The sequence below is a fragment of the Pseudaestuariivita atlantica genome (assembly GCF_001205715.1).
Lineage (GTDB): Bacteria > Pseudomonadota > Alphaproteobacteria > Rhodobacterales > Rhodobacteraceae > Pseudaestuariivita > Pseudaestuariivita atlantica.
The window spans coordinates 383,696-406,356 of record NZ_AQQZ01000002.1 but is presented as its reverse complement, the minus strand read 5'-3'; the positions used below and the strand labels follow the sequence as shown (position 1 = coordinate 406,356).

24 protein-coding genes are annotated in these 22,661 nt (G+C 67.1%); 10 read left to right on the top strand and 14 right to left on the bottom strand.

Annotated features, from left to right (window positions below):
- The first annotated feature begins 48 nt into the window (after positions 1 to 48).
- From ATO11_RS05475 to ptsP, 4 genes are all read left to right on the top strand, one after another.
- Complete coding sequence (locus ATO11_RS05475; RefSeq protein WP_134643070.1) at positions 49 to 1,491, top strand: DUF11 domain-containing protein; 1,443 nt, start codon at positions 49 to 51, stop codon at positions 1,489 to 1,491.
- A gap of 149 nt (positions 1,492 to 1,640) precedes the next feature.
- The gene (locus tag ATO11_RS05470) at positions 1,641 to 2,879 is read left to right on the top strand and encodes an aspartate kinase (RefSeq protein ID WP_050529824.1); all 1,239 of its coding nucleotides are present in this window, start codon (positions 1,641 to 1,643) and stop codon (positions 2,877 to 2,879) included.
- Positions 2,880 to 2,948: 69 nt separating this feature from the next.
- The gene (locus tag ATO11_RS05465) at positions 2,949 to 3,719 is read left to right on the top strand and encodes a hypothetical protein (RefSeq protein ID WP_050529823.1); all 771 of its coding nucleotides are present in this window, start codon (positions 2,949 to 2,951) and stop codon (positions 3,717 to 3,719) included.
- Between the two features lie 126 nt (positions 3,720 to 3,845).
- Complete coding sequence (gene ptsP / locus ATO11_RS05460) at positions 3,846 to 6,092, top strand: phosphoenolpyruvate--protein phosphotransferase (protein ID WP_050529822.1); 2,247 nt, start codon at positions 3,846 to 3,848, stop codon at positions 6,090 to 6,092.
- 121 nt (positions 6,093 to 6,213) lie between these two features.
- Here the strand turns inward: ptsP and ATO11_RS05455 are convergent, their stop codons facing one another.
- A complete protein-coding gene (locus ATO11_RS05455) occupies positions 6,214 to 6,996 on the bottom strand; it encodes an EcsC family protein (RefSeq protein WP_050529821.1) in 783 nt (260 codons plus the stop codon).
- 49 nt (positions 6,997 to 7,045) lie between these two features.
- Positions 7,046 to 7,528, bottom strand: coding sequence for a GNAT family N-acetyltransferase (locus tag ATO11_RS05450; RefSeq protein WP_050529820.1), 483 nt, complete (start codon positions 7,526 to 7,528; stop codon positions 7,046 to 7,048).
- Between the two features lie 74 nt (positions 7,529 to 7,602).
- On the opposite strand from ATO11_RS05450, the gene ATO11_RS05445 reads away from it, so the two are divergent.
- A complete protein-coding gene (locus ATO11_RS05445; RefSeq protein WP_050529819.1) occupies positions 7,603 to 8,208 on the top strand; it encodes a flavin reductase family protein in 606 nt (201 codons plus the stop codon).
- A gap of 60 nt (positions 8,209 to 8,268) precedes the next feature.
- On the opposite strand, the gene ATO11_RS05440 is transcribed toward ATO11_RS05445, so the two are convergent.
- Together ATO11_RS05440 and ATO11_RS05435 are read right to left on the bottom strand one after the other, a co-directional pair.
- Complete coding sequence (locus ATO11_RS05440; protein WP_082176167.1) at positions 8,269 to 9,945, bottom strand: SulP family inorganic anion transporter; 1,677 nt, start codon at positions 9,943 to 9,945, stop codon at positions 8,269 to 8,271.
- A gap of 110 nt (positions 9,946 to 10,055) precedes the next feature.
- The gene (locus tag ATO11_RS05435; protein WP_050529818.1) at positions 10,056 to 10,655 is read right to left on the bottom strand and encodes a hypothetical protein; all 600 of its coding nucleotides are present in this window, start codon (positions 10,653 to 10,655) and stop codon (positions 10,056 to 10,058) included.
- Positions 10,656 to 10,753: 98 nt separating this feature from the next.
- Here ATO11_RS05435 and ATO11_RS05430 point away from each other — a divergent pair, with 98 nt between their 5' ends.
- Genes ATO11_RS05430 through ATO11_RS05410 form a run of 5 tightly spaced genes read left to right on the top strand, consistent with a single transcriptional unit; the run spans position 10,754 to position 13,751 of the window.
- Positions 10,754 to 11,629, top strand: coding sequence for an S-methyl-5'-thioadenosine phosphorylase (locus ATO11_RS05430; protein ID WP_050529817.1), 876 nt, complete (start codon positions 10,754 to 10,756; stop codon positions 11,627 to 11,629).
- A complete protein-coding gene (locus ATO11_RS05425) occupies positions 11,626 to 12,219 on the top strand; it encodes a YdcF family protein (protein WP_050529816.1) in 594 nt (197 codons plus the stop codon). The genes ATO11_RS05430 and ATO11_RS05425 overlap by 4 nt, the downstream gene beginning before the upstream one ends.
- A 39-nt stretch (positions 12,220 to 12,258) precedes the next feature.
- A complete protein-coding gene (locus ATO11_RS05420) occupies positions 12,259 to 12,888 on the top strand; it encodes a LysE family translocator (RefSeq protein ID WP_050529815.1) in 630 nt (209 codons plus the stop codon).
- On the top strand, positions 12,885 to 13,415 hold the full coding sequence (locus tag ATO11_RS05415; RefSeq protein WP_050529814.1) for an adenine phosphoribosyltransferase: 531 nt from the start codon (positions 12,885 to 12,887) through the stop codon (positions 13,413 to 13,415). The genes ATO11_RS05420 and ATO11_RS05415 overlap by 4 nt, the downstream gene beginning before the upstream one ends.
- Before the next feature lie 3 nt (positions 13,416 to 13,418).
- Positions 13,419 to 13,751 (top strand): tautomerase family protein, encoded by a 333-nt coding sequence (locus ATO11_RS05410; protein WP_050529813.1) that lies wholly within the window; start codon positions 13,419 to 13,421, stop codon positions 13,749 to 13,751.
- Here the strand turns inward: ATO11_RS05410 and ATO11_RS05405 are convergent.
- The 10 genes from ATO11_RS05405 to cyoE form a co-directional block, all read right to left on the bottom strand.
- Positions 13,748 to 15,169 (bottom strand): FAD-binding oxidoreductase, encoded by a 1,422-nt coding sequence (locus ATO11_RS05405; RefSeq protein ID WP_050529812.1) that lies wholly within the window; start codon positions 15,167 to 15,169, stop codon positions 13,748 to 13,750. The genes ATO11_RS05410 and ATO11_RS05405 overlap by 4 nt on opposite strands.
- 8 nt (positions 15,170 to 15,177) lie before the next feature.
- Entirely contained in the window at positions 15,178 to 16,029 is an 852-nt protein-coding gene (locus ATO11_RS05400; protein ID WP_050529811.1) for an MBL fold metallo-hydrolase, read from the bottom strand.
- A 69-nt stretch (positions 16,030 to 16,098) separates the two neighbouring features.
- Positions 16,099 to 16,686 carry a GNAT family N-acetyltransferase gene (locus ATO11_RS05395; protein WP_050529810.1) on the bottom strand — a complete coding sequence of 196 codons (588 nt, stop codon included), beginning with the start codon at positions 16,684 to 16,686 and terminating at the stop codon, positions 16,099 to 16,101.
- Positions 16,683 to 17,945: a M16 family metallopeptidase gene (locus ATO11_RS05390; protein ID WP_050529809.1), complete on the bottom strand. Its 1,263-nt coding sequence runs from the start codon at positions 17,943 to 17,945 to the stop codon at positions 16,683 to 16,685. The genes ATO11_RS05395 and ATO11_RS05390 overlap by 4 nt, the downstream gene beginning before the upstream one ends.
- Positions 17,942 to 19,330, bottom strand: a complete 1,389-nt coding sequence (gene thrC, locus ATO11_RS05385) for a threonine synthase (protein WP_050529808.1) — start codon at positions 19,328 to 19,330, stop codon at positions 17,942 to 17,944. The genes ATO11_RS05390 and thrC overlap by 4 nt, the downstream gene beginning before the upstream one ends.
- Before the next feature lie 8 nt (positions 19,331 to 19,338).
- The gene (locus tag ATO11_RS05380; RefSeq protein ID WP_050529807.1) at positions 19,339 to 20,013 is read right to left on the bottom strand and encodes an SURF1 family protein; all 675 of its coding nucleotides are present in this window, start codon (positions 20,011 to 20,013) and stop codon (positions 19,339 to 19,341) included.
- A gap of 99 nt (positions 20,014 to 20,112) precedes the next feature.
- Positions 20,113 to 20,913: a cytochrome c oxidase subunit 3 gene (locus tag ATO11_RS05375; RefSeq protein WP_050529806.1), complete on the bottom strand. Its 801-nt coding sequence runs from the start codon at positions 20,911 to 20,913 to the stop codon at positions 20,113 to 20,115.
- Positions 20,914 to 20,937: 24 nt separating this feature from the next.
- Positions 20,938 to 21,519 (bottom strand): cytochrome c oxidase assembly protein, encoded by a 582-nt coding sequence (locus ATO11_RS05370; protein WP_050529805.1) that lies wholly within the window; start codon positions 21,517 to 21,519, stop codon positions 20,938 to 20,940.
- Positions 21,516 to 21,674 (bottom strand): hypothetical protein, encoded by a 159-nt coding sequence (locus ATO11_RS22090; protein ID WP_050530042.1) that lies wholly within the window; start codon positions 21,672 to 21,674, stop codon positions 21,516 to 21,518. The genes ATO11_RS05370 and ATO11_RS22090 overlap by 4 nt, the downstream gene beginning before the upstream one ends.
- Complete coding sequence (cyoE, locus tag ATO11_RS05360; protein WP_050529804.1) at positions 21,671 to 22,603, bottom strand: heme o synthase; 933 nt, start codon at positions 22,601 to 22,603, stop codon at positions 21,671 to 21,673. The genes ATO11_RS22090 and cyoE overlap by 4 nt, the downstream gene beginning before the upstream one ends.
- Between the last annotated feature and the right edge of the window lie 58 nt (positions 22,604 to 22,661).

Below are 22,661 nucleotides of genomic sequence, written 5' to 3'. Positions count from 1 at the left end.
CGTCATGCAGTCAATTACGGCCGCATGTATTTTACGGAGTGAATTTTCATGAAACGCATTGCTTCTGCGCTTGCGGGCGCGGGCCTCGCACTTGCCGTGGCCACATCCGCCGTGTCCCAAGTCTCCACAACACCTATCTCCGCAACTCCCGGCGTCACCGGTATCGTTGTGTGGGAAGTAACAACAAACACATTCGACCACCCTTTCGCAGTTCCATCCGCAGAACTCGACCCGATCACGTCGCTCCCTCTCGACAGCAACAACAATGACATAGCCGGACATACCGGTGGCGGCGGGAACGAGTATTACGACGTTTTCCTGTCAGATATCACAGGCGCGCACGATCCGAACGGCCCATGTGTACGGATCAACGGCCGTTACGGTGGCAACAGTTCAGGCTTCAACATTGCCCGCATCGATCTGATGAATGGCAGCTCCGTGATGCGTAGCTTCGACCGGTTGATTGATTACAATACGGCGCAACTCGGCGCTCAGTCCGGGTCGCAACACTTTATTGTTGATCCTGATCCCGGAATCCAACCGAGCACTTACGCCGCCTTCGGCTCTGGCAGCCTCGACCTGTACGCCGTGATCTGCCTTTCGACACCGCCGATCACGCTGACGAAAACCCTGACAAGCCCGGTGCCGATCCTCGCACCGACAAACGTCACCTTCGAATTGGCGCCGGTGCTGACAAACACGGCCCTGTTTGAAGGTCGCACGCTCGCCGTCACCGACACCCTCCCTGCGGGCCTCACCTACACCTCGGCCACCGGCACCGACTGGGCCTGTTCCGCCTCCGGCCAGGTCGTGACCTGCATCTACACCGTACCCACGGGCGGCGGGGCCGTGACCCAGGTTCCGCCCGTCACCCTTACGGCGCAAGTGGATGCGGCGATGGCGTCCGGCGACTATTCGAACTGCGCCGTGTTGTCGGACCCCGAAAGCGCGCCGACCGATCCCGCTGCCATCTGGTTGCCCCTGGAACTTGCGACCGCCCCGGCATGCGCCGACATGCCCGTCCGGCACCTTGTCGACCGTTACCACTACGCCGTAAAATACGTCTGTGGCGCACAGGACAATGACGCCGAGCCCGAAGCGGCAACAACCCTCGCCCAAGGCCGCTACTTCACCGAGATCAACATCCTCAACCCCGGCTACCTTGCCGCCGATCTCGAAAAGCGCGTCTACCCGCTCACGCTCGATACGACCGACGTGTACCGCGAACCCGCGCAAACCCCGGCAACGGGCGGCGAGGACATGACGCTCAACCCCGGCCACGCGACGTTCGATGACTGCCTGAAACTGGGCGAGATGCTCGGCGCCGACGACCTTGCCGAAAAGCGCGCCTCCATCGGGTGGTTGTCGATCACGTCTCCGCATCCTCTTGATGTCACCGCCGTCTACACGGGGCGTGACATCGACAGGGACAATGCGACATCGATCGATGTCGAACAGGTGTCGGGCCGCGTCGTCCAGATCGCGCAGTAACCCGATCACAAGGGGAGCGGCATGTCCTGCTCCCCTCCTTCCGGACGCCGACCGGATCACACGCGGCGCTCTAGCCCGGCCACGGGGTTGCACCCCACCTGACACCCGCGTAAAGCCTGCCCCCGAATTGACCCGAAGGCCTGCGTCCCATGCCCGTGCTCGTGATGAAATTCGGCGGTACTTCCGTCGCCACGCTCGACCGTATCAAGCGGGCCGCGAAACGTGTCGGAGTCGAGGTGGCCAAGGGCTATGACGTGATCGTCATCGTGTCGGCCATGGCGGGCGAGACGAACAAGCTGGTGGGGTACGTGGGCGAGACCTCTCCCCTGTTCGACGCGCGCGAATACGATGCCGTCGTGTCGTCGGGAGAGAACGTGACCGCCGGCCTCATGGCGCTCACCCTGCAGGAAATGGACGTGCCCGCGCGGTCCTGGCAGGGCTGGCAGGTGCCGGTGCAGACGACCGCCGCCCACTCCGCCGCCCGGATCGAGGCGATCCCGACCGACAACATCACCGCCAAGTTCGCCGAAGGCATGCGCGTCGCGGTTGTCGCGGGCTTCCAGGGCGTCAGCCCCGAAGGCCGGATCACCACGCTGGGCCGCGGCGGGTCCGACACCACCGCCGTCGCCTTCGCCGCCGCCTTCGACGCGGAACGCTGCGACATCTACACCGATGTCGACGGCATCTACACCACCGATCCCCGCATCGCCGACAAGGCGCGCAAGCTGGAAAAGATCTCGTTCGAGGAAATGCTCGAACTCGCCTCGCTCGGCGCCAAGGTGCTGCAGACCCGCTCGGTCGAACTGGCGATGCGGTTCAAGGTCAAACTGCGCGTCCTGTCGAGTTTCGAGGAAATGGACGACGCCGCGGGCACGCTTGTCTGCGCTGAGGAGGAAGTCATGGAAAACCGCCCCGTATCCGGCATCGCCTATTCGCGTGACGAGGCCAAGATGACGCTCGTATCGGTCGCCGACCGCCCCGGCATCGCCGCCGCCATCTTCGGCCCCCTGTCCGAGGCCGGCGTGAACGTCGACATGATCATCCAGAACATCGCCGAAGAAGGCCGGACGGACATGACCTTCTCCTGCCCGACCGACCAGGTGGCGCGCGCCGAACAGGCGATGAACGCGGCCAAGGAAGCGGGCGACATTAACTTCCACGCGCTTGTCGCCGATACCGACGTGGCCAAGGTCAGCGCCGTGGGCATCGGCATGCGCAGCCAGTCGGGCGTCGCCGCCACGATGTTCAAGACGCTGTCGGACGAAGGCATCAACATCAAGGTGATCGCCACCTCCGAGATCAAGATCTCGGTCCTGATCGACCGCAAATACATGGAACTGGCCGTTCAGGCGCTCCACGACGCGTTCGAACTGGAAAAGGTCGCCTGACCGGCGCGTCCGCGCTCACCCATTCGCCAATAACTTGCCAGCCAGCAGCGGTCCTGCCAGCCTGCGGGCATGTTCCGATTGCTTGCGTTGCTCCTGTTGGCCGCTCCGGCCTCCGCCGCCCCGCTCTTCCCGAACTCGGTCGTGTCGAACGATCTCGATTTCATCCGCCCCGACGACCCGACGCTGTTTGCCTGCACCACCTATCGCGGCACCGACCGGCGGGAGATGCCCGACAAGCGCGGCGGCCCCCTCTTCGCCGACGGCGTGCACGTGGTCGAGGCGCGGTTCCGCGACGGCACACGCATGGACATTACCGTGCACCCCGATGCCGGGGGCGCGACCCGTGCCACTGCTCTGGCGGATACCGTCGGCGCATCGATCGGGCGCCTGCCCGGTGCGATGCGCGCGAAACTCTCGCATGTCGTGATCCTCGACGGGGACGAGACCGCCTTTGCCGAGGACAAGGGTCGCTTCTTCGTCCTCTACACCCACAACATCGCCAGACGCTTGCAAACCCGCGACCTCGATGAAACCGTGTTCCACGAAAGCGTGCACGCCACGCTCGACATACCCCACGCCGCCAGCCGCGCCTGGCGCAAGGCGCAGCGCCGGGACGGCACGGCCATCACCGATTATGCCCTTCGCAACCCGGCGGGAGAGGACCTCGCCGAAACCGCGCTCTTCGCCTTCGCCATGGTCCACCACCCCGGCCGCCTGCCCGCCCGCATCGAACAGGCGGTGCGCGACACCGTGCCCGCCCGTCTGGCCTATCTGACCGATCTCTTCACCCGCATGGGCCGCCACCCTGCCCCGGCCACGGCCAACCCGGCCTGCACCTGACCCGCGCCGCCTCCACGGGCAAGGTACCGCCCGCACGGCACTTTCCCGCGCCGGTTGCAACCTTGCCTCTCCCCTTTCCGAACCAACCCGCGTATACCTGACATCCGGGAACACAACGGGCACATCATGGCCGACGGATTCGAAAGCGAAAGCCGCCAGCTTCTGGGGCGGCTCAGGAACCTGATGGCCGAAGAGGCCGCCGGGCAGGAACGGCTCGACCGGATCACCCACCTGACCGCCGACAGCATGGGCACCGAGGTGTGCTCCATCTACCTCTTCCGCGACGACGAAACCCTGGAACTCTGCGCCACGCAGGGCCTGAACCCCGAAGCCGTGCACCAGACCCGCATGCGGCTGGGCGAAGGCCTCGTGGGCCGCGTCGCGCGCACCGGCAACATCGTCAACACTGCCGATGCACCGGCCGCTCCGGGTTTCCGTTACATGCCCGAGACGGGGGAAGAGATCTATTCGTCCTTCCTCGGCGTGCCCATCCAGCGGCTGGGCGAGAAACTGGGCGTCCTCGTCGTCCAGTCCAAGCAGGCGCGCGAGTTCTCCGCCGATGCCGTCTACGCGCTTGAAGTTGTGGCCATGGTGCTGGCGGAAATGACCGAACTGGGCGCGTTCGTCGGCGAAGGCGCCGCGCTCAAGGCCCGCCACCAGCAACCCGTCGCCTTCCCCGCCACGGTTGCACAGGAAGGCGCCGCCGAAGGCCATGTCTGGCTGCACGAACCCCGCGTCGTCGTCACCAACCCCATCGCCGAAGACCCGCACCGCGAACTGGACCGCCTACACGCCGCGGTCGAGGAACTGCGCGTCGGCGTCGACCGGATGCTCGAAACCGTGGCCGGCGGCGACCGCGAACAGATTCACGTCCTCGAAGCCTTCCGCATGTTCGCCAATTCCCGCGGCTGGATGCGCCGGATGGAAGAAGACATCAGCCGCGGCCTCAGCGCCGAAGCCGCGGTCGAGAAAGAGCAATCCACCGCCCGCGCCCGCATGCAGCAGGTGACCGATGCCTACCTGCGGGCCCGCCTGCACGACCTCGACGACCTGTCGAACCGCCTCCTTCGCATCCTCACCGGACAGGGCGTCAGCAGCGATGCCATGCCCGAAAACCCGATCCTCATCGCCCGCAACATCGGCCCCGGCGAATTGCTGGAATACGACCGCAAGCTGCAGGGCGTGGTGCTGGAAGAAGGCTCGGTCGGCTCCCACGCCGCCATCGTCGCCCGCGCGCTCGCCATCCCGCTCCTGATCCAGGCCGAACGCATCACGACCGAGGCGCTGAACGGCGACCACATCCTGATCGACGGCGAGGCCGGCACCGTTCACCTGCGCCCCGACGAACACGTCACCACCGCCTTCCGCGACAAGATCGCGATGCAGCACAAGGCGCAGGAACGCTACGCCTCGATCCGCGACCTGCCCGCCGAAACGACCTGCGGCCAGGTCATCTCGCTGCAGATGAACGCAGGCCTGATGGCCGACCTGCCCTCGCTGCCCACCTCGGGCGCCGACGGCGTCGGCCTCTTCCGGACCGAACTGCAGTTCCTCCTGCGCAACAAGATGCCCCGGCGCGGCGAACTGGTGGAAATCTACGACCGCGTGCTGAACGCGGCCCAGGGCAAACGCGTGGTCTTCCGCACGCTCGACATCGGGTCCGACAAGGTCCTGCCCTACATGAACCCGCTGGACGAACCCAACCCCGCGCTCGGCTGGCGCGCGATCCGTGTCGGGCTCGACCGCCCCGGCGTCCTGCGCATGCAGCTGCAGGCGCTGATGCGCGCCGCCAAGGGGCGCCCCCTGACGGTCATGTTTCCCTTCATCGCGCAATACGACGAATACCGCGCCGCCAAGGCCGAGGTCGACAACGCCCTCGACCGCGAACGCAAGCTCGGCCACGTCCTGCCTTCGAAACTCGAAATCGGCGCGATGCTCGAAACCCCCTCGCTCGCCTTCGCACCCCAGAAATTCTTCGACGAGGTCGAATTCCTGTCGATCGGCGGCAACGACCTGAAACAGTTCTTCTTCGCCGCCGACCGCGAAAACGAACGCGTCCGCAAACGCTACGACACGCTCAACGTCTCGTTCCTCAGCCTGATCGAATCCATCGTGAACCGCTGCGCGATCTCGGGTACCCCGGTCAGCTTCTGCGGCGAAGACGCCGGTCGCCCGGTCGAAGCCGCCTGCCTCGCCGCCATGGGCCTGCGCACGCTGTCGATGCGCCCCGCCTCCATCGGCCCGGTCAAATCGCTCCTGCGCCGCACCAACATCACCGAACTGAAACAGGTGATCGCCGACGCCCGCGACCGCGGCGACCAATCCGTGCGCCCCGCCGTGATGGAATACCTGCGCAACAACGCGCAGGCCTGACCGCTTCTTCTCTTCACAAATATGTCCCCCGGAGGGCCGGCCCGCCACCCGCGCCAGCCCCCGACCCATCGCGCCACGCCAGCGAGGCGGGCACGCCAGGGCCCGACGAGCGCCCCGCCCGCTACCCGCGCCTGACCGGCGCGCGCTCCAGCCGCATCCGCAGATCGGCCACCAGCACCTCGCGCGGCAGCTCGCGCTCCTCCGACAGCTTCCGCAGCCGGAAGATCACCTGCGCCAGTTCCTGGTAATAGCTGACATAGGCGTAATTCGTGGCCGCCCCGGTCATCGCGCCCACCACCGGCACCGCCTGCGCGGCCAGCTTCTGGCCCAGCGCGGCGGCCAGCCGCGGCGCCACCCGCGCCAGCAGCGCGTTCACCGCCGTGCCCGACACCGCCACGCGCGCCGTCAGGAACCCAAGGTCCACGCCCTCGTCCTCCTCGCCCGCCAGCGGTCCCTTCGCGGCAAGGACGAGCAGGCAATCGCGCTCCACGTCCGCGGCGCGCGGGTCGTATCCGTGCTCCACCGCGACGTTCTGGATCGCGCGCAACAAGAGCGTCGTCGTGACCGGCAATTCCATCAGCGCGGACGGCACCCCGCCGAACCCGCCCGCGGCCCCGCTCAGCGTCGCCGCCACCTTGTCAAGCCAGGGTGCCGCGCTGCCGCCGATGTCGCGGGTGCCATGCGCCGCGCCCATCGCCGCCTTCAGCGCCCGCAGCGTCGCCTGTTCCAGCCGGTCGCGCACGTTGACCGGCAGCCGCGCCACCTGCGCCTCGGCCTGGTCCCCGATGAAGTTCAGCACTTGCAACCCCAGCCCATCGGCGCGCTCGTATCGCCGTGCCAGCGCCGCCAGCTCGGCCTCGAGGTCGGCGGGTATCTCCACCACGTCCACGCTGTTGTCGTCCATGCGCTCCTCCGATGTTGCACCTTTTAACATCGGGACCCGGCCCCGGATTTCAACCCGCCCGCGTCACCGCGCCTGACACGCCGTCCCACGCACCGGGCACCAGGTCATGGCCCAGAACGCGGTCGGGGTTGGTCGGCGGCGGCATCTCGACACCTTCGAGCCGCCGGAACCCGAACCGCCCGTAATAGGGCACGTCGCCCACCAGCATCACCCGCTCCCAGCCGCGCCCGCGCGCCCGGTCCAGCGCCGTCAGCATCAACTCCGCGCCCAGCCCCTCGCCCTGCCGCGTCGGGTGCACCGCGATCGGCCCCAGCAACAGCGCCCGCTCGGCGCCCACCCGCACCGGCCAGAACCGCACCGCGCCACCCACGACCCCGTGGTCGCGCAGCACAAGGCACAGATCGGCAACCGGCGGCACGCCATCGCGCAACCGGTAGGACGACAACGCCTCCCGACCCGGCGCGAAACACGTGTCGAACAGCGCCTCGACCTCCCACCGGTCCTCGCCCGTCTCCTGCCGCAGCTCCCGCATCTGCCATCCCGGTTGCAATCACCGCGCCCGGCCCTATCACAGGTCGAAAGACGCGCAAACCGATGGAGAGGGCGATGTTCTACCAACCGAAGGACGGCCACGGCCTGCCCCACAACCCGTTCAACGCCCTGATCGCCCCCCGCCCAATCGCGTGGATCTCCACGCGCGGCCCCGACGGCACCGCCAACCTCGCCCCCTACAGCTTCTTCAACGGCGTCTCCTACGTCCCGCCGCAGGTGATGTTCGCCAGCACCTCCGCCAAGCCCGACCAGGACAACACCAAGGACAGCGTGGCCAACATCCGCGCCACCGGCGTCTTCGCGGTCAACCTCGTCTCCCGCGCCCTGAAGGACGCGATGAACATCACCTCCGAACATTTCGACCGCACCACCGACGAGTTCGACCGCGCGGGGCTGGAAAAGGCCGAGTGTTCGGTGATCGATTGCCCGCGCGTCGCCGCCTCGCCCGCGACGCTCGAATGTCGGCTTGTCCAGATCGTCCGCCTCCCCGGAGAGGCCAATTACGTGACCTTCGGCGAAGTCGTGGGCGTGCACATCGCCGACGACGCGCTGGTCGACGGCATGGTCGACATCACCCGCTTCGAAATGCTCGCGCGCCTCGGCTACCGCGACTACACCGCCGTGACAGAGGCCTTCACCCTCGCCCGCCCCGACGATTGACGCGCTTTGCGAAGGTGCCGGGTGGGCGGGCCTCGCGGAACGCGGGGTCGCCCCCGGCGCCTAGTGCGCGCCGTCCGAAAACAGCCCGCGCTGCACCGCGTAATCCACCGCCACCTGGTATTCGGGATCGTCCTCAGCCTCGATGACGATCAGCCCGGTCCGGCTCAACAGCTTCCGGCAATCGCGCGACAGGTGCCGCAATTCCAGCGCCTTGCCCTCCTCGGCATAGCGCCCCGCAACCGCCTCGATCGCGTTCAGCGCCGACTGGTCGGCGACGCGGCTTTCGGCGAAATCCACGATCACCAGCGACGGATCGCCCTTCACGTCGAACAACTCCTGGAATCCCTCGGCCGAGCCGAAGAACAAGGGCCCGTTCACCTGGTACACCTTCGCCCCTTCCGGGGTCACGTGCGCGCGAGCCGAAATGCGCTTGGCGTTCTGCCACGCATATTGCAGCGCCGACACGATCACGCCGACCACGACCGCCACGGCAAGGTCCTCCAGCACCGTCACCACGGTCACCAGCAGCATCACGAAGGTCGCGAATTTCGGCGCGACGCGCATGATCCGGAACGTGTTCCACGCGAACGTCCCGATCACCACCATGAACATCACGCCCACCAGCGCCGCCAGCGGGATCTGCTCGATCAGCGGCGAGGCGAAGAGGATGAAGGACAGCAGGAACAGCGCCGCCGCCACGCCCGCGATCCGCGTCCGCCCGCCCGACCGCACGTTGATCATCGACTGCCCGATCATCGCGCAACCACCCATGCCGCCGAAAAAGCCGGTCACGGTGTTGGCCACGCCCTGCGCGATGCATTCCTGGCTCGCACCGCCGCGCTGGTCGGTCATCTGGTTCACGAGGTTCAGCGTCAGCAGGCTCTCGATCAGCCCGATGGCGGCAAGGATCACCGCGTAGGGAAGGATGATCTCCAGCGTCTCGAAATTCAGCGGCACCATGGGGATGTGGAAGGGCGGCAGCCCGCCTTCGATCGAGGCCATGTCCCCCACGCGCGGGATCGGCAGGTCGAACGCGATCACGATTACCGCCACGATCACGATGGCCGCCAGCGGTGCCGGCACCACGTTGGTGACCTTGGGCAACAGCCAGATGATCGCCATGGTCAGCCCCACGCCCGCCAGCATCAGGTAGAGCGGCAGGCCCGTCAGCCACTCGCCACCCGCCATGCCGTGGCCCGAGGCTTCCGCCGTGCCGGGCACCTGGAACTGCGTGAGTTGCGCAAGGAAAATCACGATGGCCAGCCCGTTCACGAAACCCAGCATCACCGCGTGCGGCACCAGCCGGATGAACTTGCCCAGCCGGAAGATGCCCGCCGCGATCTGCAAAATGCCCATCAGGACCACCGTGGCGAACAGGTATTCCACCCCGTGCTCGGCCACCAGCGCCACCATCACCACTGCCAGCGCACCGGTCGCGCCCGAAATCATGCCCGGCCGCCCGCCGATCAGCGCGGTGATCAGGCCCACGAGGAAGGCCGCGTACAGGCCCACCAGCGGATGCACACCGGCGACAAAGGCGAACGCCACCGCCTCGGGCACCAGTGCCAGCGCCACGGTCAGGCCCGACAGCAGCTCGGTCTTCAGCATGACGGGCCACGGCCGGTTGTCGGCCTCGGGGCGCAGGGTCAGCGACAGGTTGCGGGCAAAGTCGGAATAGTTCGTGAAGGCCAAAAGCGGCTCCTGCAAGCGGATGGACGGGTGGGCTGCGGCTAACATCCGCGCGGGATCAGCGCCACCTCGCGCGGCGCAAGCCAGCCATTTGCCCCGCGCATAGCGCTGTTTTCCGGGAAGTGCACGGTATTCATGCGCATACGCGCCACGAATGTTCAGCGATGCGCCACGTCATCCGCCCAAAGCTTCAGCAGGTAGGTCATGTCGATCAGCTTGGTGACCAGCGGCGCGCCCACGCCCACGGCCACCAGGTAGATCACCGGCGCATCCTGCACCGCGACCAGCACCATCGCCACCCAGAAGACAAGGTGCCAGAACGCCCAGAACAGCGCGCCTTCCTGCCCGTGATCGCGCATCCGCACCCACCGGCAGGGCAACCGCGCCAGTTCCGCCTCGTCGCCGCGCAGCGCCACAAGGTAGGCCACCGCGTAAAGACCCGCCGCCAGAGCCGCGTGCATCGCCATCGCCACCGGGGCCGACGCGGCAACGCAAATCGCCGCGAAACCAACAAGGTAGGCAACCGGCCAACGCCGGCTCCGCACACCCGCGGCACAGGCCCGCGCAAGGGTCGCCGTGTCGCGGTACCGCAGCACCGCCAGCAGCAGCAGCGCCGCGCCCACGGGCGCGATGCCCAAGGGGCCGCCGCCCGGCGATGCCGCCAGAACGCTCATCACCGCCAGCACCAGCCCGGCTTCGTACAGCACGGTCAGCGACAGGCGCGGGGTCTTTTCCCAAAGGTCGAAAACGATCTCCATCCCGCCCCGCTACAGGCCTGTGGCGGCAGAAGTGTGACCAGATTGGCTCTTTTCTTTCGCACCGCCGCGCCGCACAACTTGCCCAAACGGAGGTTTGCATGGGCAGGACGAAACTCGCCGTGATCGGTGGCAGCGGCATCTACGATATCGAGGGTTTGGAAGGCGCCGAATGGGTGCGTGTCGACACGCCCTGGGGCGCGCCTTCGGACGCCATCCTCACGGGCACGCTGGCGGGCACCGACATGGCCTTCCTGCCCCGCCACGGACGCGGCCACGTCCACTCGCCCTCCTCGGTCCCCTACCGCGCCAATATCGACGCGCTGAAACGGCTGGGCGTGACCGATGTCATCTCGGTCTCTGCCGTCGGATCGTTCCGGGAAGAGATGGCTCCGGGCGATTTCGTCGTCGTCGACCAGTTCATCGACCGCACCTTCGCGCGCGACAAATCCTTTTTCGGCCCCGGTTGCGTCGCGCATGTATCCGTCGCGCACCCGACCTGCCCGCGCCTGTCCACCGCCTGCGTCTCGGCGGCGCGCGGGGCGGGCGTGACGGTGCATGACGGCGGCACCTACCTAGCCATGGAAGGCCCCCAATTCTCGACCCTAGCGGAATCGCGCACGTACCGCGAGGCATGGGGCTGCGACGTGATCGGTATGACCAACATGCCCGAAGCCAAGCTCGCCCGCGAGGCCGAGCTTTGCTACGCCTCCGTCGCCATGGTCACCGATTACGACAGCTGGCACCCCGACCACGGGGAGGTCGACGTCACCCGGATCATCGCCACCCTGCAAGGCAACGCCGCCCATGCCCGCGCCATGATCACGGCGGTCGCTCCCGCGCTTGGCGGCGACCGCGCGCCCTGCCCGCATGGCTGCGACCGCGCGCTCGACTTCGCGATCATCACCCAGCCCGACGCGCGCGACCCTGCCGTCACCGCCAGGCTCGACGCCGTGGCAGGCCGGGTTTTGGGGTGAGGCACCTGCGCCGCATCCTGATCGGTGTGGCGCTGGTCGCGGCGACCTTTGTCGCGCCGTGGGCATGGCTCTGGGCCACCACCCCGGTCGCGCGCCCTGCGGACGCCCCCCCGGTCGAGGCGGCGCTGATCTTCGGCGCGCTCGTCCGCGATGGCCGGATCAGCCCGCTTCACGCCGAACGGCTCGACACCGGGCGCACGCTCTGGGCCACGGGCAAGGCCGACCGGATCGTCGTGTCGAACGCCCACCGCGCCGCCCTCGCCATGGCACGCCACCTCGAAGAGGCGGGCGTGCCACCCGACGTGATCGAGATCGACTCCCACGCCCCCTCCACCCCCGACACCTGCGCGAACGAGGCCGCGCGCCCCGAAGAACCCCGCCGCGTCGCCTTCGTCAGCCAGAGGTTCCACCTGCCGCGCATCCGCCTGCACTGCGCTCCGCTCGCGCTCGACGCGGTCTATGTCGCCGCCGACGACCCCGCCCGCCCCCGCGCGGACGTCTCGACGCTCGTCCGCGTGCGCGGCTACCGCTTCCTCCGCGAAAACCTCCTGACATGGGCTGTTCTCCTGCGGCTCTATCCGTCAGGGTAGACCTGCCCCGCGATCCCGAACCGACAGGACCTTGCCCCCATGCCCTTCGATCTCTGGCTGGCCTTCGCCGTCGCCTCCACCATCCTGCTGATCCTTCCCGGCCCGACGGTGCTTCTGGTGCTGAGCTATGCGCTGACGCAGGGCCGGCGCGCGGCGGTCGCCTCTGCGCTGGGGGTCGCGACTGGCGACCTGATCGCGATGACCGCGTCGGTCATCGGGCTCGGTGCCGTGTTCCTGACCTCGGCGCTGGCCTTCACGGTGCTGAAATGGGTGGGGGCCGCGTACCTGGTCTGGATGGGCGTGCGGATGCTTCTCAGCGCAACGTCGGCGCCGGCGCTGACCACGCGGCCACCGAACGAACCGGCGGGCAAGGTGTTCCGGGACCTCGCCACCGTGACCGCGCTGAACCCCAAGTCCAACACCTTCTTCATCGCCTTCGTGCCGCAATTCATCGACCCCGGCGCCGCCTTTGCCCCGCAGGCAGCGATCCTGATCGCGACTTTCGTCTGCATCGCCGGGATCAACGCCCTGTGCTTTGCTCTGGCCGCCAACGCGCTGCGGTCCCGCATCACGCGACCGCGCGTCCAGACGTGGCTCGCGCGCGCGGGCGGCAGCACGCTGATCGCGATGGGGCTCGCCACCGCCACCCTCCGCAAGGCCACTCCATGACCCAGATCACCGACTACATCCGCACCATCCCCGACTTCCCGCATGAAGGGATCATGTTCCGCGACGTGACCACGCTCTTTGCCGATCCGCGCGGGTTTCGCATGGCGGTCGACCAGATGCTGCACCCCTATGCCGGGCAGCGGATCGACGCCGTCGCGGGGCTGGAGGCGCGCGGCTTCATCCTTGGCGGCGCCATCGCGCACCAGCTGTCTGTCGGCTTCATCCCGATCCGCAAGGCGGGCAAACTACCCGGCCCGACGATTTCGCAAACCTACACGCTGGAATACGGCACGGCCGAGGTGGAAATGCACGACGACGCCATCACCGCGGGCCAGAACATCCTGCTGGTCGACGATCTTCTCGCCACCGGCGGCACGGCAGAGGCGGGCATCTCGCTGATCGAACGCCTCGGCGGCGTCATCACCGCCTGCGCCTTCGTGATCGACCTGCCCGACCTTGGCGGGCGCAAGCGGCTGGAGGCGATGGGCATGCAGGTCGACGCGCTCTGCGCCTTTGACGGAGACTGACAGATGCCCCACGCCACCCTGTCCTACTCCGCCGACCTGGACATCGACGCCCCCGCGCTCCTGCAGGAAATCGAGGAGATCCTGAACGCCCACGATCCCGGCGCGGGCCCCTGCAAGGGCCGCGCCTACCCGGCGCAGGAGTTTTTGCACACCCATGTGCTGATCCGCATCTCGGCCCTGTCGAAACCGCACCGCGACGCGGCCTTCACCGCCGCGCTGCTTTCTGACCTGGAAATGCGGATCAAGGCGCGGCTGTCGCAGGCCTGCTACTTCACGCTCGCCATCGACTATTCCGGCCCGAACTACGTCACCAACCGGTTCACGCCCGAGGCCTAGCGCAGGACGGCACCGGGGTTCATGATGCCGGCGGGGTCAAGCGCGGCCTTGATCGCGCGCATCGCTGCAAGCTTGGCCGGATCGCCATAGCGTTCAAGGTCCGCCACCTTCAGCCGCCCGATGCCGTGCTCGGCGCTGACCGATCCGCCGAACCCGTGCACAAGGTCATGCAGGCACCGTTTCACCTGCGGGCGCTCTTCCTCGTAATCGGCTCGCGATTTTCCCGGCATGGGGAAGACGTTGTAATGCAGGTTCCCGTCGCCCAGATGCCCGAAACAGTTGATGCGGAACTCGGCAATCTCGGCCAGTTTCGGCCCCGCCACCTCGATGAACTCGGGCACCGAGCCAAGGGGCAGCGAGATGTCGTGCGACGACACCGACCCGATCTTGCGGTTGGCCTCGGGGATGTGTTCGCGCACGTCCCACAACTCGCGGCGCTGCGCCTCGGACTGGGCGATGATGCCGTCCTGCACCAGCCCCTCCGCCGCACCCGCCTCGAAGATCGCCTCCATCGCCGCGACCGGGTCGCGCCCGCGCGACAGGCCGAGGTCGACCAGCACCATCCACTCGGGTGGCCCGTCGGCCCATGGCCGCTTCACCTCCGGCAGCGTCTCGGCAAGGAAGTCGAGCCCCGCGCGGTGGATCAGCTCGAACGCGCTCACGCCCTCGCCCACCTCTTCGCGCACCAGCGCCAACAGGTCGAGCGCCGCGCGTGGCGAGGTGACCGCCAGCATCGCCGTCGCCTCGCCCGCCGGGCGCGGCGCCAGTTTCAGCGCGGCGGCGGTGATGATGCCCAGCGTGCCCTCGGACCCGACCAGAAGGTTGCGCAGGTCGTAGCCGGTATTGTCCTTGTGCAGCCGCTTCAGCCCGTGCCAGACCGTGCCGTCGGGCAGCACCGCCTCCAGCCCCAGCACCTGCGCGCGGGCATTGCCATAGCGCAGCACGTTCACCCCGCCCGCATTGGTCGCCAGCAACCCCCCGATCCGCGCCGACCCTTCCGAGGCCAGCGACAACGGGAAGAGCCGCCCCGCCTCCGCCGCCGCCGCCTGCACGTCCGCCAGTATGCACCCCGCTTCGGCCACCATCACGTTTTCCGACGGATGCACGTCGCGCACCGCGTTCATACGCTCCAGCGACAGGATCAGCGGCGCCGCGTCGCCTTCGGGCATCAACTGGCCACCGACCAGCCCCGTCCCGCCGCCGTAAGGCACCACCGGCACCCGCGCGTCCGTGCAGGCGCGGATCACCAGCGCGACCTCGTCCACGTTCGCCGGTTGCACCACGGCGGCGGCCGCGCCGGCCCAGCGGTCACGCGGTTCCTCGACATAACGCGCTTCGACGGGCCGCACGCGCAGTCCCGGCACCGCGCGACCAAGGTCGTCAAGAAAGGCGCCATCGGCGCTAGATAGCTGTGTCATGGGGTCGGTCAGTCCAGGTCGAATACGAATTGAGGCTGCAGGATCATCACCGTGGGCGATCGCGGCAGGCTGCGCAAGGAGACATCGAGGTAGGGCACGTCCAGCACCAGCACCTCGAACTCGCCCTCCATGCCCTGCGCGAAGGCGCGCAGCGAAAAGCCCGAGAACCAGTGCATCGGGATCACGATCGACGACCGCAGCCGTTTCAGGACCGTGATCATTTCCGGCAGCGGCAGGGTCAGCCCGCCATCCACGGGCGCCATCACGACGTCGAGCCGACCAAGTGCCGCGAACTGCTCGTCCGACGGGATGTGATGCAGGTGGCCCAGGTGGCCGACGCACAGGCCCGCCACCTCGAACACGAAGATCGAGTTGCCGTTCTCCTCGGTCCCGGCAAAGGCCGACCGGATATCGGTCGACACGTTGCGGATCAGCATCTCGCCAAGGTCGAGATAGTGATCTATCGCGATGCCGAACTGCTCGGACCACCCGCGCAAGACGTGCGGGATGTCGTCGCTGGGCGAGGCCGTCCAATGCGACGAATGGGCATGGTTCATGGTGACCACGTCCGGCACGAATCCCCGCGCGCCGGTGAAGCCGGTGAAGTCGGTGATCGCGGTCAGCCCGCCATGCGTCTCGATCAGGAAGCTGGCATGCTGCAGGTAGCGCAGGCGCACCGTCTCGGGCGGCACCGCCTCTTCGGAATGGGCCGAGGCCAAGTGCACAATTTCGGGCCCGAAATGTACAAATTGTACAGAAGGCGCGCTTTCGGCGATGGCGATGCAATGGCTCGGACGCCGCTCCTGCGCGGCCAGCGCAGCGGGCATCGACAGGACGAGAGCAAGAACGAAACGGAGCATCGGCAGCACCTCCTGCCGAACAGTCTAGCACGATTTGCGAGGCCGCCCACCAGGGCGGATGAGCGGCGCCTACCCCGCCAGCGTCCGCCCGCGCCGGTCCATCCGCAGGGCCGCGTACAACACGTGCGTCCGCCACCGCCCGTCGATCTGCAAATAGCTTTGCGCGACGCCCTCGTACTTGAACCCGCTGACTTCCAGCAGGCGGCGCGAGGCCTCGTTTTCCGGCAGGCAGGCCGCCTCGATCCGGCTCAGGTCCATCCGCTCGAAGGCGTGGTGGACGACGGCGCGGATCGCCTCGCTCATGTAGCCTTGCCGGGCATGGGCCTCGCCGATCCAGTACCCCAGCGTACCGGCCTGCGCCGGGCCGCGGCGGATATTGTCGAGCGTGATCGCCCCGATCAGCATGCCGTCCGCGCGCCGTTCCAGGAACAGGGGCAGCGCGTTGCCTGCCGATATCGCCCGCGCCGACCAGTAGACGCGGTTGGTAAAGGCCTTGCGCGTGAGGTGGTCGCGCGCCCATGACGGCTCCCATTTTGCAAGAAATTCAACGCTTTGGGATCGTAACGCCACCCAGGCGCGGAAATCTGCATGGGTTGGCGGACGCAGGGTGAGACGCTCGGTCTCGATCCGGACTTTGCGCCGCCAGATCATGGTCATGCCGCCCGGCGCGCCTGCAGTTCGTCAAGCTGCGGAGCGCCTTCGACGGGACCGTACAGCGCCATCGCCGCCGGGGCCGAGGCGGCCATGCGTTCCGCAAAACCGCGCACGTCGGCCAGCGTGACCGCGTCGATCTTGGCAATCGTGTCCGACAAATCCGGCACCCGGCCCCAGACCTGGATCATCCGCGCCATCCGCTCGGCCCGCGAGGAGGGGCTTTCCAGCCCCATCAAGAGGCCCGCCTTCATCTGCACCTTGGCGCGGGTCACCTCGGCCTCGGACAGGGTAACGGCGGCGCGTTTCATCTCGTCCACCGTCAGCCGCGCAAGGTCGCCCACGTCCTCGGCCCCGGTGCCCGCGTAGATGGTGAGCATCCCGGTGTCCGAATAGGCGCTCGCCTGCGCGTAGATCGTGTAGCACAGCCCGCGCACTTCCCGCAATTCCTGGAACAGGCGCGAGGACATGCCGCCACCCAGCGCGTTGCCATAGATCTGGCCGGTGTGGAATTCGGGCGCCATGACGCCCGGCGCTTCGAAGGCCAGCGTGAAGTGGGCTTGCTCCAAAGGCTTGATTTCACGCCATTCCCCGCCCACGAACCGCGACGGTTCGACCATGGTCGAAGGCCCCTGCGGCTGCGCGCCGAACCGTTCGGCGGCGGCGGCGACCAGCGCCTCGTGATCGACCGCGCCCGCCGCCGACACGATGATCCGGTCGGGCGTGTAATGGGTCGCGGTGAAGGCGCGGAAATCGTCGGCGTGGAACGCGCCGACGCGTTCGGCGGGACCGAGGATCGTCCGGCCCATCGGCTGGTTCGGATAGGCGGCTTCCTGCAACCAGTCGAACACGACGTCGTCCGGCGTGTCGAGCGCCTGCCCGATCTCCTGCAGGATCACGCCGCGCTCCACCTCGATCTCGCGCGGGTCAAAGGCGGGGTTCTGGACGATGTCGGCCAGCACGTCGAGCGCGAGGGGCACGTTCGCCTCCAGCACGCGGGCGTAATAGGCCGTGACCTCGCGCGAGGTATAGGCGTTGATGTATCCGCCCACGTCCTCGATCGCCTCGGCGATCTGCAACGCGCTGCGCCGCGCGGTGCCCTTGAACGCCATGTGTTCGAGAAAATGCGCGATCCCGTTCTGTTCGGCCGTCTCGTGGCGTCCGCCCGCGGTCACCCACAGGCCGATGCTGGCCGATTGCAGGGAAGGCATGCGCTCGGTCACGATGCGCAGGCCGTTCGGCAGGGTCGTCAGTTGCACCGTCACGTGTGGATGCGCTCCCGGATCAGATCCTCCAGCGCGCCAAGGTCATTCGGCACTTCGGTCACGCGTTCGGACCGCTCATACAGGTCCGCCATCCGATGGGGAAGAGGCGGGCGCGTCCCGGTCGCCTTTTCGACCGCATCAGGGAACTTGGCTGGATGGGCCGTGGCCAGCGTGATCATCGGCGCGTCGTCCAGATGCTCTTCAGCCACCTTCACGCCGATGGCGGAATGCGGGCAAAGCAGCTCGTTCATGTGGTCCCGCGCGCGGGTGATGGTCGACAGCGTCTCGTCCTCGGACGCGCGGCCCGAGGCGAAATCCGCGGCCAGCCGGTCCAGCGTGCCCTGGCTCACGTGGAAGCCGCCTTGCGTCTTCAACTCGTCCATCAGCGCCGCCACCGCCGCGCCGTCGCGGTCATAGGCGTCGAACAGAAGGCGTTCGAAGTTGGACGAGACCTGGATATCCATCGACGGCGAGATCGAGGGGATCACCGCATCGGTCACATAGCCGCCTGTCGTGAGGCAACGGTGCAGGATGTCGTTCTGGTTCGTCGCCACCACCAGCCTGTCGATGGGCAGGCCCATGCGCTTGGCGATGTAGCCCGCGAAGATGTCACCGAAATTGCCCGTGGGCACGGTGAAGCTGACCGCACGGTGCGGCGCACCGAGTGCCACGGCGGAAGAGAAGTAGTAGACGACCTGCGCCAGCACCCGCGCCCAGTTGATCGAGTTCACGCCCGCCAGCCTCACGCCATCGCGGAAGTCGAAATCGTTGAACATGTCCTTCAGGCGCGCCTGCGCGTCGTCGAAGGTGCCGTCGATGGCCAGCGCATGCACGTTGTCCTCGACCGGCGTGGTCATCTGGCGGCGCTGCACCTCGCTGACCCGGCCATGCGGGTAGAGGATGAAGACGTCCACGGCATCGAGCCCGCGAAACGCCTCGATCGCCGCCGAGCCGGTATCGCCAGAGGTCGCGCCGACGATGGTCACCCGCTCGCCCGACCGCGACAGCGCCTCCTGGAACATCTGCCCGATCAGCTGCATCGCGAAATCCTTGAACGCGAGCGTGGGGCCGTGGAACAGTTCGAGCAGGAAGTGGTTCGGGCCAAGCTGCTTGAGCGGCGCGCGGGCGTCGTGGCCGAACCCGGCATAGGCCTTGGCGATCAGGTCGGCAAAGACCTCGTCGGTGAAGGTGTCGCCGATGAAAGGGCGCATGACGCGGAAGGCGATCTCTTCATAGGGCAGGCCGGCAAGGGCAGCGATGTCAGCGGTGGACATCTGCGGAACCTCCGCCGGGACATAAAGCCCCCCGTCGCGGGCGAGGCCCGTCAGCATGGCCTGTTCGAAGGTCAGGTCCGGCGCTTGGCCGCGGGTGGAGATGTAGCGCATGGGCGGGCTCAGGCTCCGGCTGTGCGGCGGGTGCGCCGCAGGAAATAAAGGCTCATCACGATCCACACCAGCGCGAGCGAGAACCAGGTGATGGCGTATTGCAAGTGATTGTTCGGAATGCCGCCGGTGTCCACCGGCAAAGGACGGATACCGGCATTATCCTCGGCCTCGGTCAGGATGACGAAGACATCCTCGGTACCGAGGTGGTCGGCCATGGCGGCGGTGTCGCGGGCGAACCAGATGTTGCCATCGAGATCCGGCGCGGGCGTGAAGCTGTCGGTTTCCTCGGGAAAGCGCAGGACGCCGGTGATGGTCTGATCCGCGGAGGCGGGGCGTGCGGTATCTTTCTCTTCTGTCGGGATCACGCCCCTGTCGACGAGGATGCGGCCCATCGGCCCCTCGAACACGCTCACCACGCGGTAGGCCGCCCCGATGCCCGACGCGGTGGACAGGACATGCGCTTCTTCACCGGTGAAGCGGCCCTCGACGGTCACCGGCTGGAACTGGATGACCATCGGGTCGAGCGCGGCGCGGAGTGGCACGGGATCGGTCGCAAGGCGCGTGTCGATCTGGGCCAGGATGGCTTCTTTCCATTGCAGGCGCTGAGTCTGCCAGACGCCGAGGGCGAGGAGGATCCCGGTCCCCAACAGTCCCACGATTGCAATGAACAGGGTGCGGCGCATCTGCGACTCGGCGGTTATCAAAAGAGAAGGTCGGCTGAGGATCAGCCGACCTACGATTTCAGTGCGAATGCATCGGCTGGCAAGCAGCCGATCTACGCGTCAGCCGCCCCAGATGTAGACGGCGGCGAAGAGGAACAGCCAGACCACGTCCACGAAGTGCCAGTACCATGCTGCCGCCTCGAACCCGATGTGCTTCTCGGGCGTGAAGTGGCCGCTGTAGACGCGCAGCAGGCAGATGAACAGGAAGATCGTGCCGACGATCACGTGGAAGCCGTGGAAGCCCGTCGCCATGAAGAAGTTCGCGCCGTAGATGTTGCCGGCAAAGCCGAACGCCGCGTGGCTGTATTCATAGGCCTGGAAAGCGGTGAACAGGACGCCCAGCGCGATCGCGATGATCAGGCCCCATTTCACGTCTTCGCGGTTGTCCTCGTGCACCAGCGCGTGGTGGGCCCATGTCGCGGCACAGCCCGAGCAGAGCAGGATCAGCGTGTTGATCAGCGGCAGGTGCCACGGATCGAAGGTTTCGATCCCGACCGGCGGCCAGACACCGTCGACGGCCGGCGATTCCGGGCCCATCGGGTACAGCGCGTGCTTGAAGAACGACCAGAACCATGCCGCGAAGAACATGATCTCGGACATGATGAACAGGATGAAGCCGTAGCGAAGGCCGATCCGCACGACGGGCGTGTGGTCGCCGATATGGCTTTCCTCCACCACGTCCGACCACCATGCGAACATGGTGTAGAGGACGCCTGCGAGGCCGATCAGCAGCATCCACGGGCCGTTGTCGTGGAAGAACAACACCGCGCCGACGAGCATGACGAAACCCGCCACCGCGCCGATGAACGGCCAGATAGAGGGGTTCAGGATGTGATAGTCGTGGTTCTTTTCATGCGCCATATTCGGGTCCCTCGGGGTTCGGCGTTACTGTGTTATGTCGGCTCCGGCCGGGAGCGTCATGGCGACGTCCTCCGGCAGGTCGATTTCGTGGAACGTATACGACAAGGTGATGACCTTGGTAAACTTGGCATCGCGATCATCGACCAGTTCGGGGTCGACATAGAAGGTGACGGGCATCTGCACCGTCTCTCCGGGTTGCAGGACCTGCTCTTCGAAGCAGAAGCACGCGATCTTGATGAAATACGCGCCCGCCTCGTAAGGCGTCACGTTGTACGAAGCGGAGCCTGCGACCGGGCGGTCGGTGGGATTGTGCGCCTCGTAGAAGGCAAGGCCCGTCTCGCCGATGCGGATTTCCATCTGCCGCTGGACCGGCGTGAACTCCCACGGCATCCCGCGCTCTTTCGAGGCGTCGAACCGCACCTTGATCGTCTGGTCGAGGATGGTGTCCGAACCTTCCTCGGCCGTGCCGGTCACGCCGCCGAAGCCGGTGACGCGGCAGAACCAGTCGTAGAACGGCACCGATGCCCATGCGAGCGAGCCCATCAGAACGACGACGCCCACGGTCTGGAACACGGTCTTGCGCAGGGCGCGGGGGTCCTGGGTCATTGGCTCATCTCCTCGACCGAGGGCATGGGCGTCTGGGTGACCTTGACGACCGTCAGGCCGAAGATCAGCGCGATGAACGCGGCCAGCACGAGTCCAAGGCCAAGGTTGCGGCCAAACCGGCGGCGGTGGAGTTCGTGTTCTTCCTGGAAGCTCACCACAGGCCTCCCAGTCCCAGCGCCGTGTCGGCACCGATCGCCCCGAAGAGCAGGAAGAGATAGAGCAGCGAGAGCTTGAAGAACGCCTTCTCGACCTTGAAGTTGTCGGCCTCGGACGCGTCTTCGTCCCGGCGCCAGATGCGGATGGCATCGCGCACGAACAGCGCGTTCAGCACCAGAGCGGCGGCAAGGTAGACCGGGCCACCGATCGACGTCGCCGCAAGGCCGAGCGACAGCGCGGCGAGCAGAAGCGTATAGACAAGGATGTGGACGCGGGTCGCGCGGCGGCCATGGGTGACCGTCAGCATCGGTACGCCGGCATCGTCGTAATCCGACCGCATGAACAGCGCCAGCGCCCAGAAATGCGGCGGTGTCCACATGAAGATCAGCGCGAACATCAGCACCGATTCGACCGACACGCTGCCCGTCGCGGCGGCCCAGCCGATCATCGGGGGGAAGGCGCCTGCGGCACCACCGATCACGATGTTCTGCGGCGTCCAGCGTTTCAGCCACATCGTGTAGATCACGACGTAGAAGAAGATGGTGAAGGCCAGAAGCCCGGCAGCGGCCCAGTTGGTCGCCAGCCCCAGCATCACGACCGAGATGCCGGACAGGCCCAGCCCGAAGGCCAGCGCCTCCTGCGGGGTGACGCGGCCCGACGGGATCGGGCGCTTGGACGTGCGCTTCATCACCGCGTCGATATCGGCATCCCACCACATGTTCAGCGCGCCCGAGGCACCGCCGCCCAGCGCGATGAACAGGATCGCGGCGAAGGCTTCGACCGGGTGCAGGGACACGGGCGCGGCGAAGAGGCCGATGATGGCGGTGAACACCACCAGCACCATGACCCGCGGCTTCAGCAGCGCGACGTAATCGCCGAACTGAGCCTCGGGTGCCTGTGCGTCGGTGTTGATCGTTGCGTCCGTCATCGTGGCTCTGCGCCGGGTCGGATGGCCGCCCGGCTCCCGCTTCTGCGATGGCCGCCGC

Bases quoted from the DNA above. Each gene is read 5' to 3' on its own strand.
- ptsP (WP_050529822.1), top strand. From the start codon at position 3,846: ATGGCCGACGGATTCGAAAGCGAAAGCCGCCAGCTTCTGGGGCGGCTC.
- ATO11_RS05405 (WP_050529812.1), bottom strand. From the start codon at position 15,169: ATGACACAGCTATCTAGCGCCGATGGCGCCTTTCTTGACGACCTTGGT.
- thrC (WP_050529808.1), bottom strand. From the start codon at position 19,330: ATGCGCTACATCTCCACCCGCGGCCAAGCGCCGGACCTGACCTTCGAA.
- ATO11_RS05375 (WP_050529806.1), bottom strand. From the start codon at position 20,913: ATGGCGCATGAAAAGAACCACGACTATCACATCCTGAACCCCTCTATC.
- ATO11_RS05420 (WP_050529815.1), top strand. From the start codon at position 12,259: ATGCCCTTCGATCTCTGGCTGGCCTTCGCCGTCGCCTCCACCATCCTG.
- ATO11_RS05430 (WP_050529817.1), top strand. From the start codon at position 10,754: ATGGGCAGGACGAAACTCGCCGTGATCGGTGGCAGCGGCATCTACGAT.
- ATO11_RS05450 (WP_050529820.1), bottom strand. From the start codon at position 7,528: ATGCGGGAGCTGCGGCAGGAGACGGGCGAGGACCGGTGGGAGGTCGAG.
- ATO11_RS05445 (WP_050529819.1), top strand. From the start codon at position 7,603: ATGTTCTACCAACCGAAGGACGGCCACGGCCTGCCCCACAACCCGTTC.
- ATO11_RS05410 (WP_050529813.1), top strand. From the start codon at position 13,419: ATGCCCCACGCCACCCTGTCCTACTCCGCCGACCTGGACATCGACGCC.
- ATO11_RS05440 (WP_082176167.1), bottom strand. From the start codon at position 9,945: ATGTTAGCCGCAGCCCACCCGTCCATCCGCTTGCAGGAGCCGCTTTTG.
- ATO11_RS05435 (WP_050529818.1), bottom strand. From the start codon at position 10,655: ATGGAGATCGTTTTCGACCTTTGGGAAAAGACCCCGCGCCTGTCGCTG.
- ATO11_RS05465 (WP_050529823.1), top strand. From the start codon at position 2,949: ATGTTCCGATTGCTTGCGTTGCTCCTGTTGGCCGCTCCGGCCTCCGCC.
- ATO11_RS05370 (WP_050529805.1), bottom strand. From the start codon at position 21,519: ATGACCCAGGACCCCCGCGCCCTGCGCAAGACCGTGTTCCAGACCGTG.
- ATO11_RS05470 (WP_050529824.1), top strand. From the start codon at position 1,641: ATGCCCGTGCTCGTGATGAAATTCGGCGGTACTTCCGTCGCCACGCTC.
- cyoE (WP_050529804.1), bottom strand. From the start codon at position 22,603: ATGACGGACGCAACGATCAACACCGACGCACAGGCACCCGAGGCTCAG.
- ATO11_RS05395 (WP_050529810.1), bottom strand. From the start codon at position 16,686: ATGACCATGATCTGGCGGCGCAAAGTCCGGATCGAGACCGAGCGTCTC.
- ATO11_RS05455 (WP_050529821.1), bottom strand. From the start codon at position 6,996: ATGGACGACAACAGCGTGGACGTGGTGGAGATACCCGCCGACCTCGAG.
- ATO11_RS05380 (WP_050529807.1), bottom strand. From the start codon at position 20,013: ATGCGCCGCACCCTGTTCATTGCAATCGTGGGACTGTTGGGGACCGGG.
- ATO11_RS05415 (WP_050529814.1), top strand. From the start codon at position 12,885: ATGACCCAGATCACCGACTACATCCGCACCATCCCCGACTTCCCGCAT.
- ATO11_RS05475 (WP_134643070.1), top strand. From the start codon at position 49: ATGAAACGCATTGCTTCTGCGCTTGCGGGCGCGGGCCTCGCACTTGCC.
- ATO11_RS05400 (WP_050529811.1), bottom strand. From the start codon at position 16,029: ATGCTCCGTTTCGTTCTTGCTCTCGTCCTGTCGATGCCCGCTGCGCTG.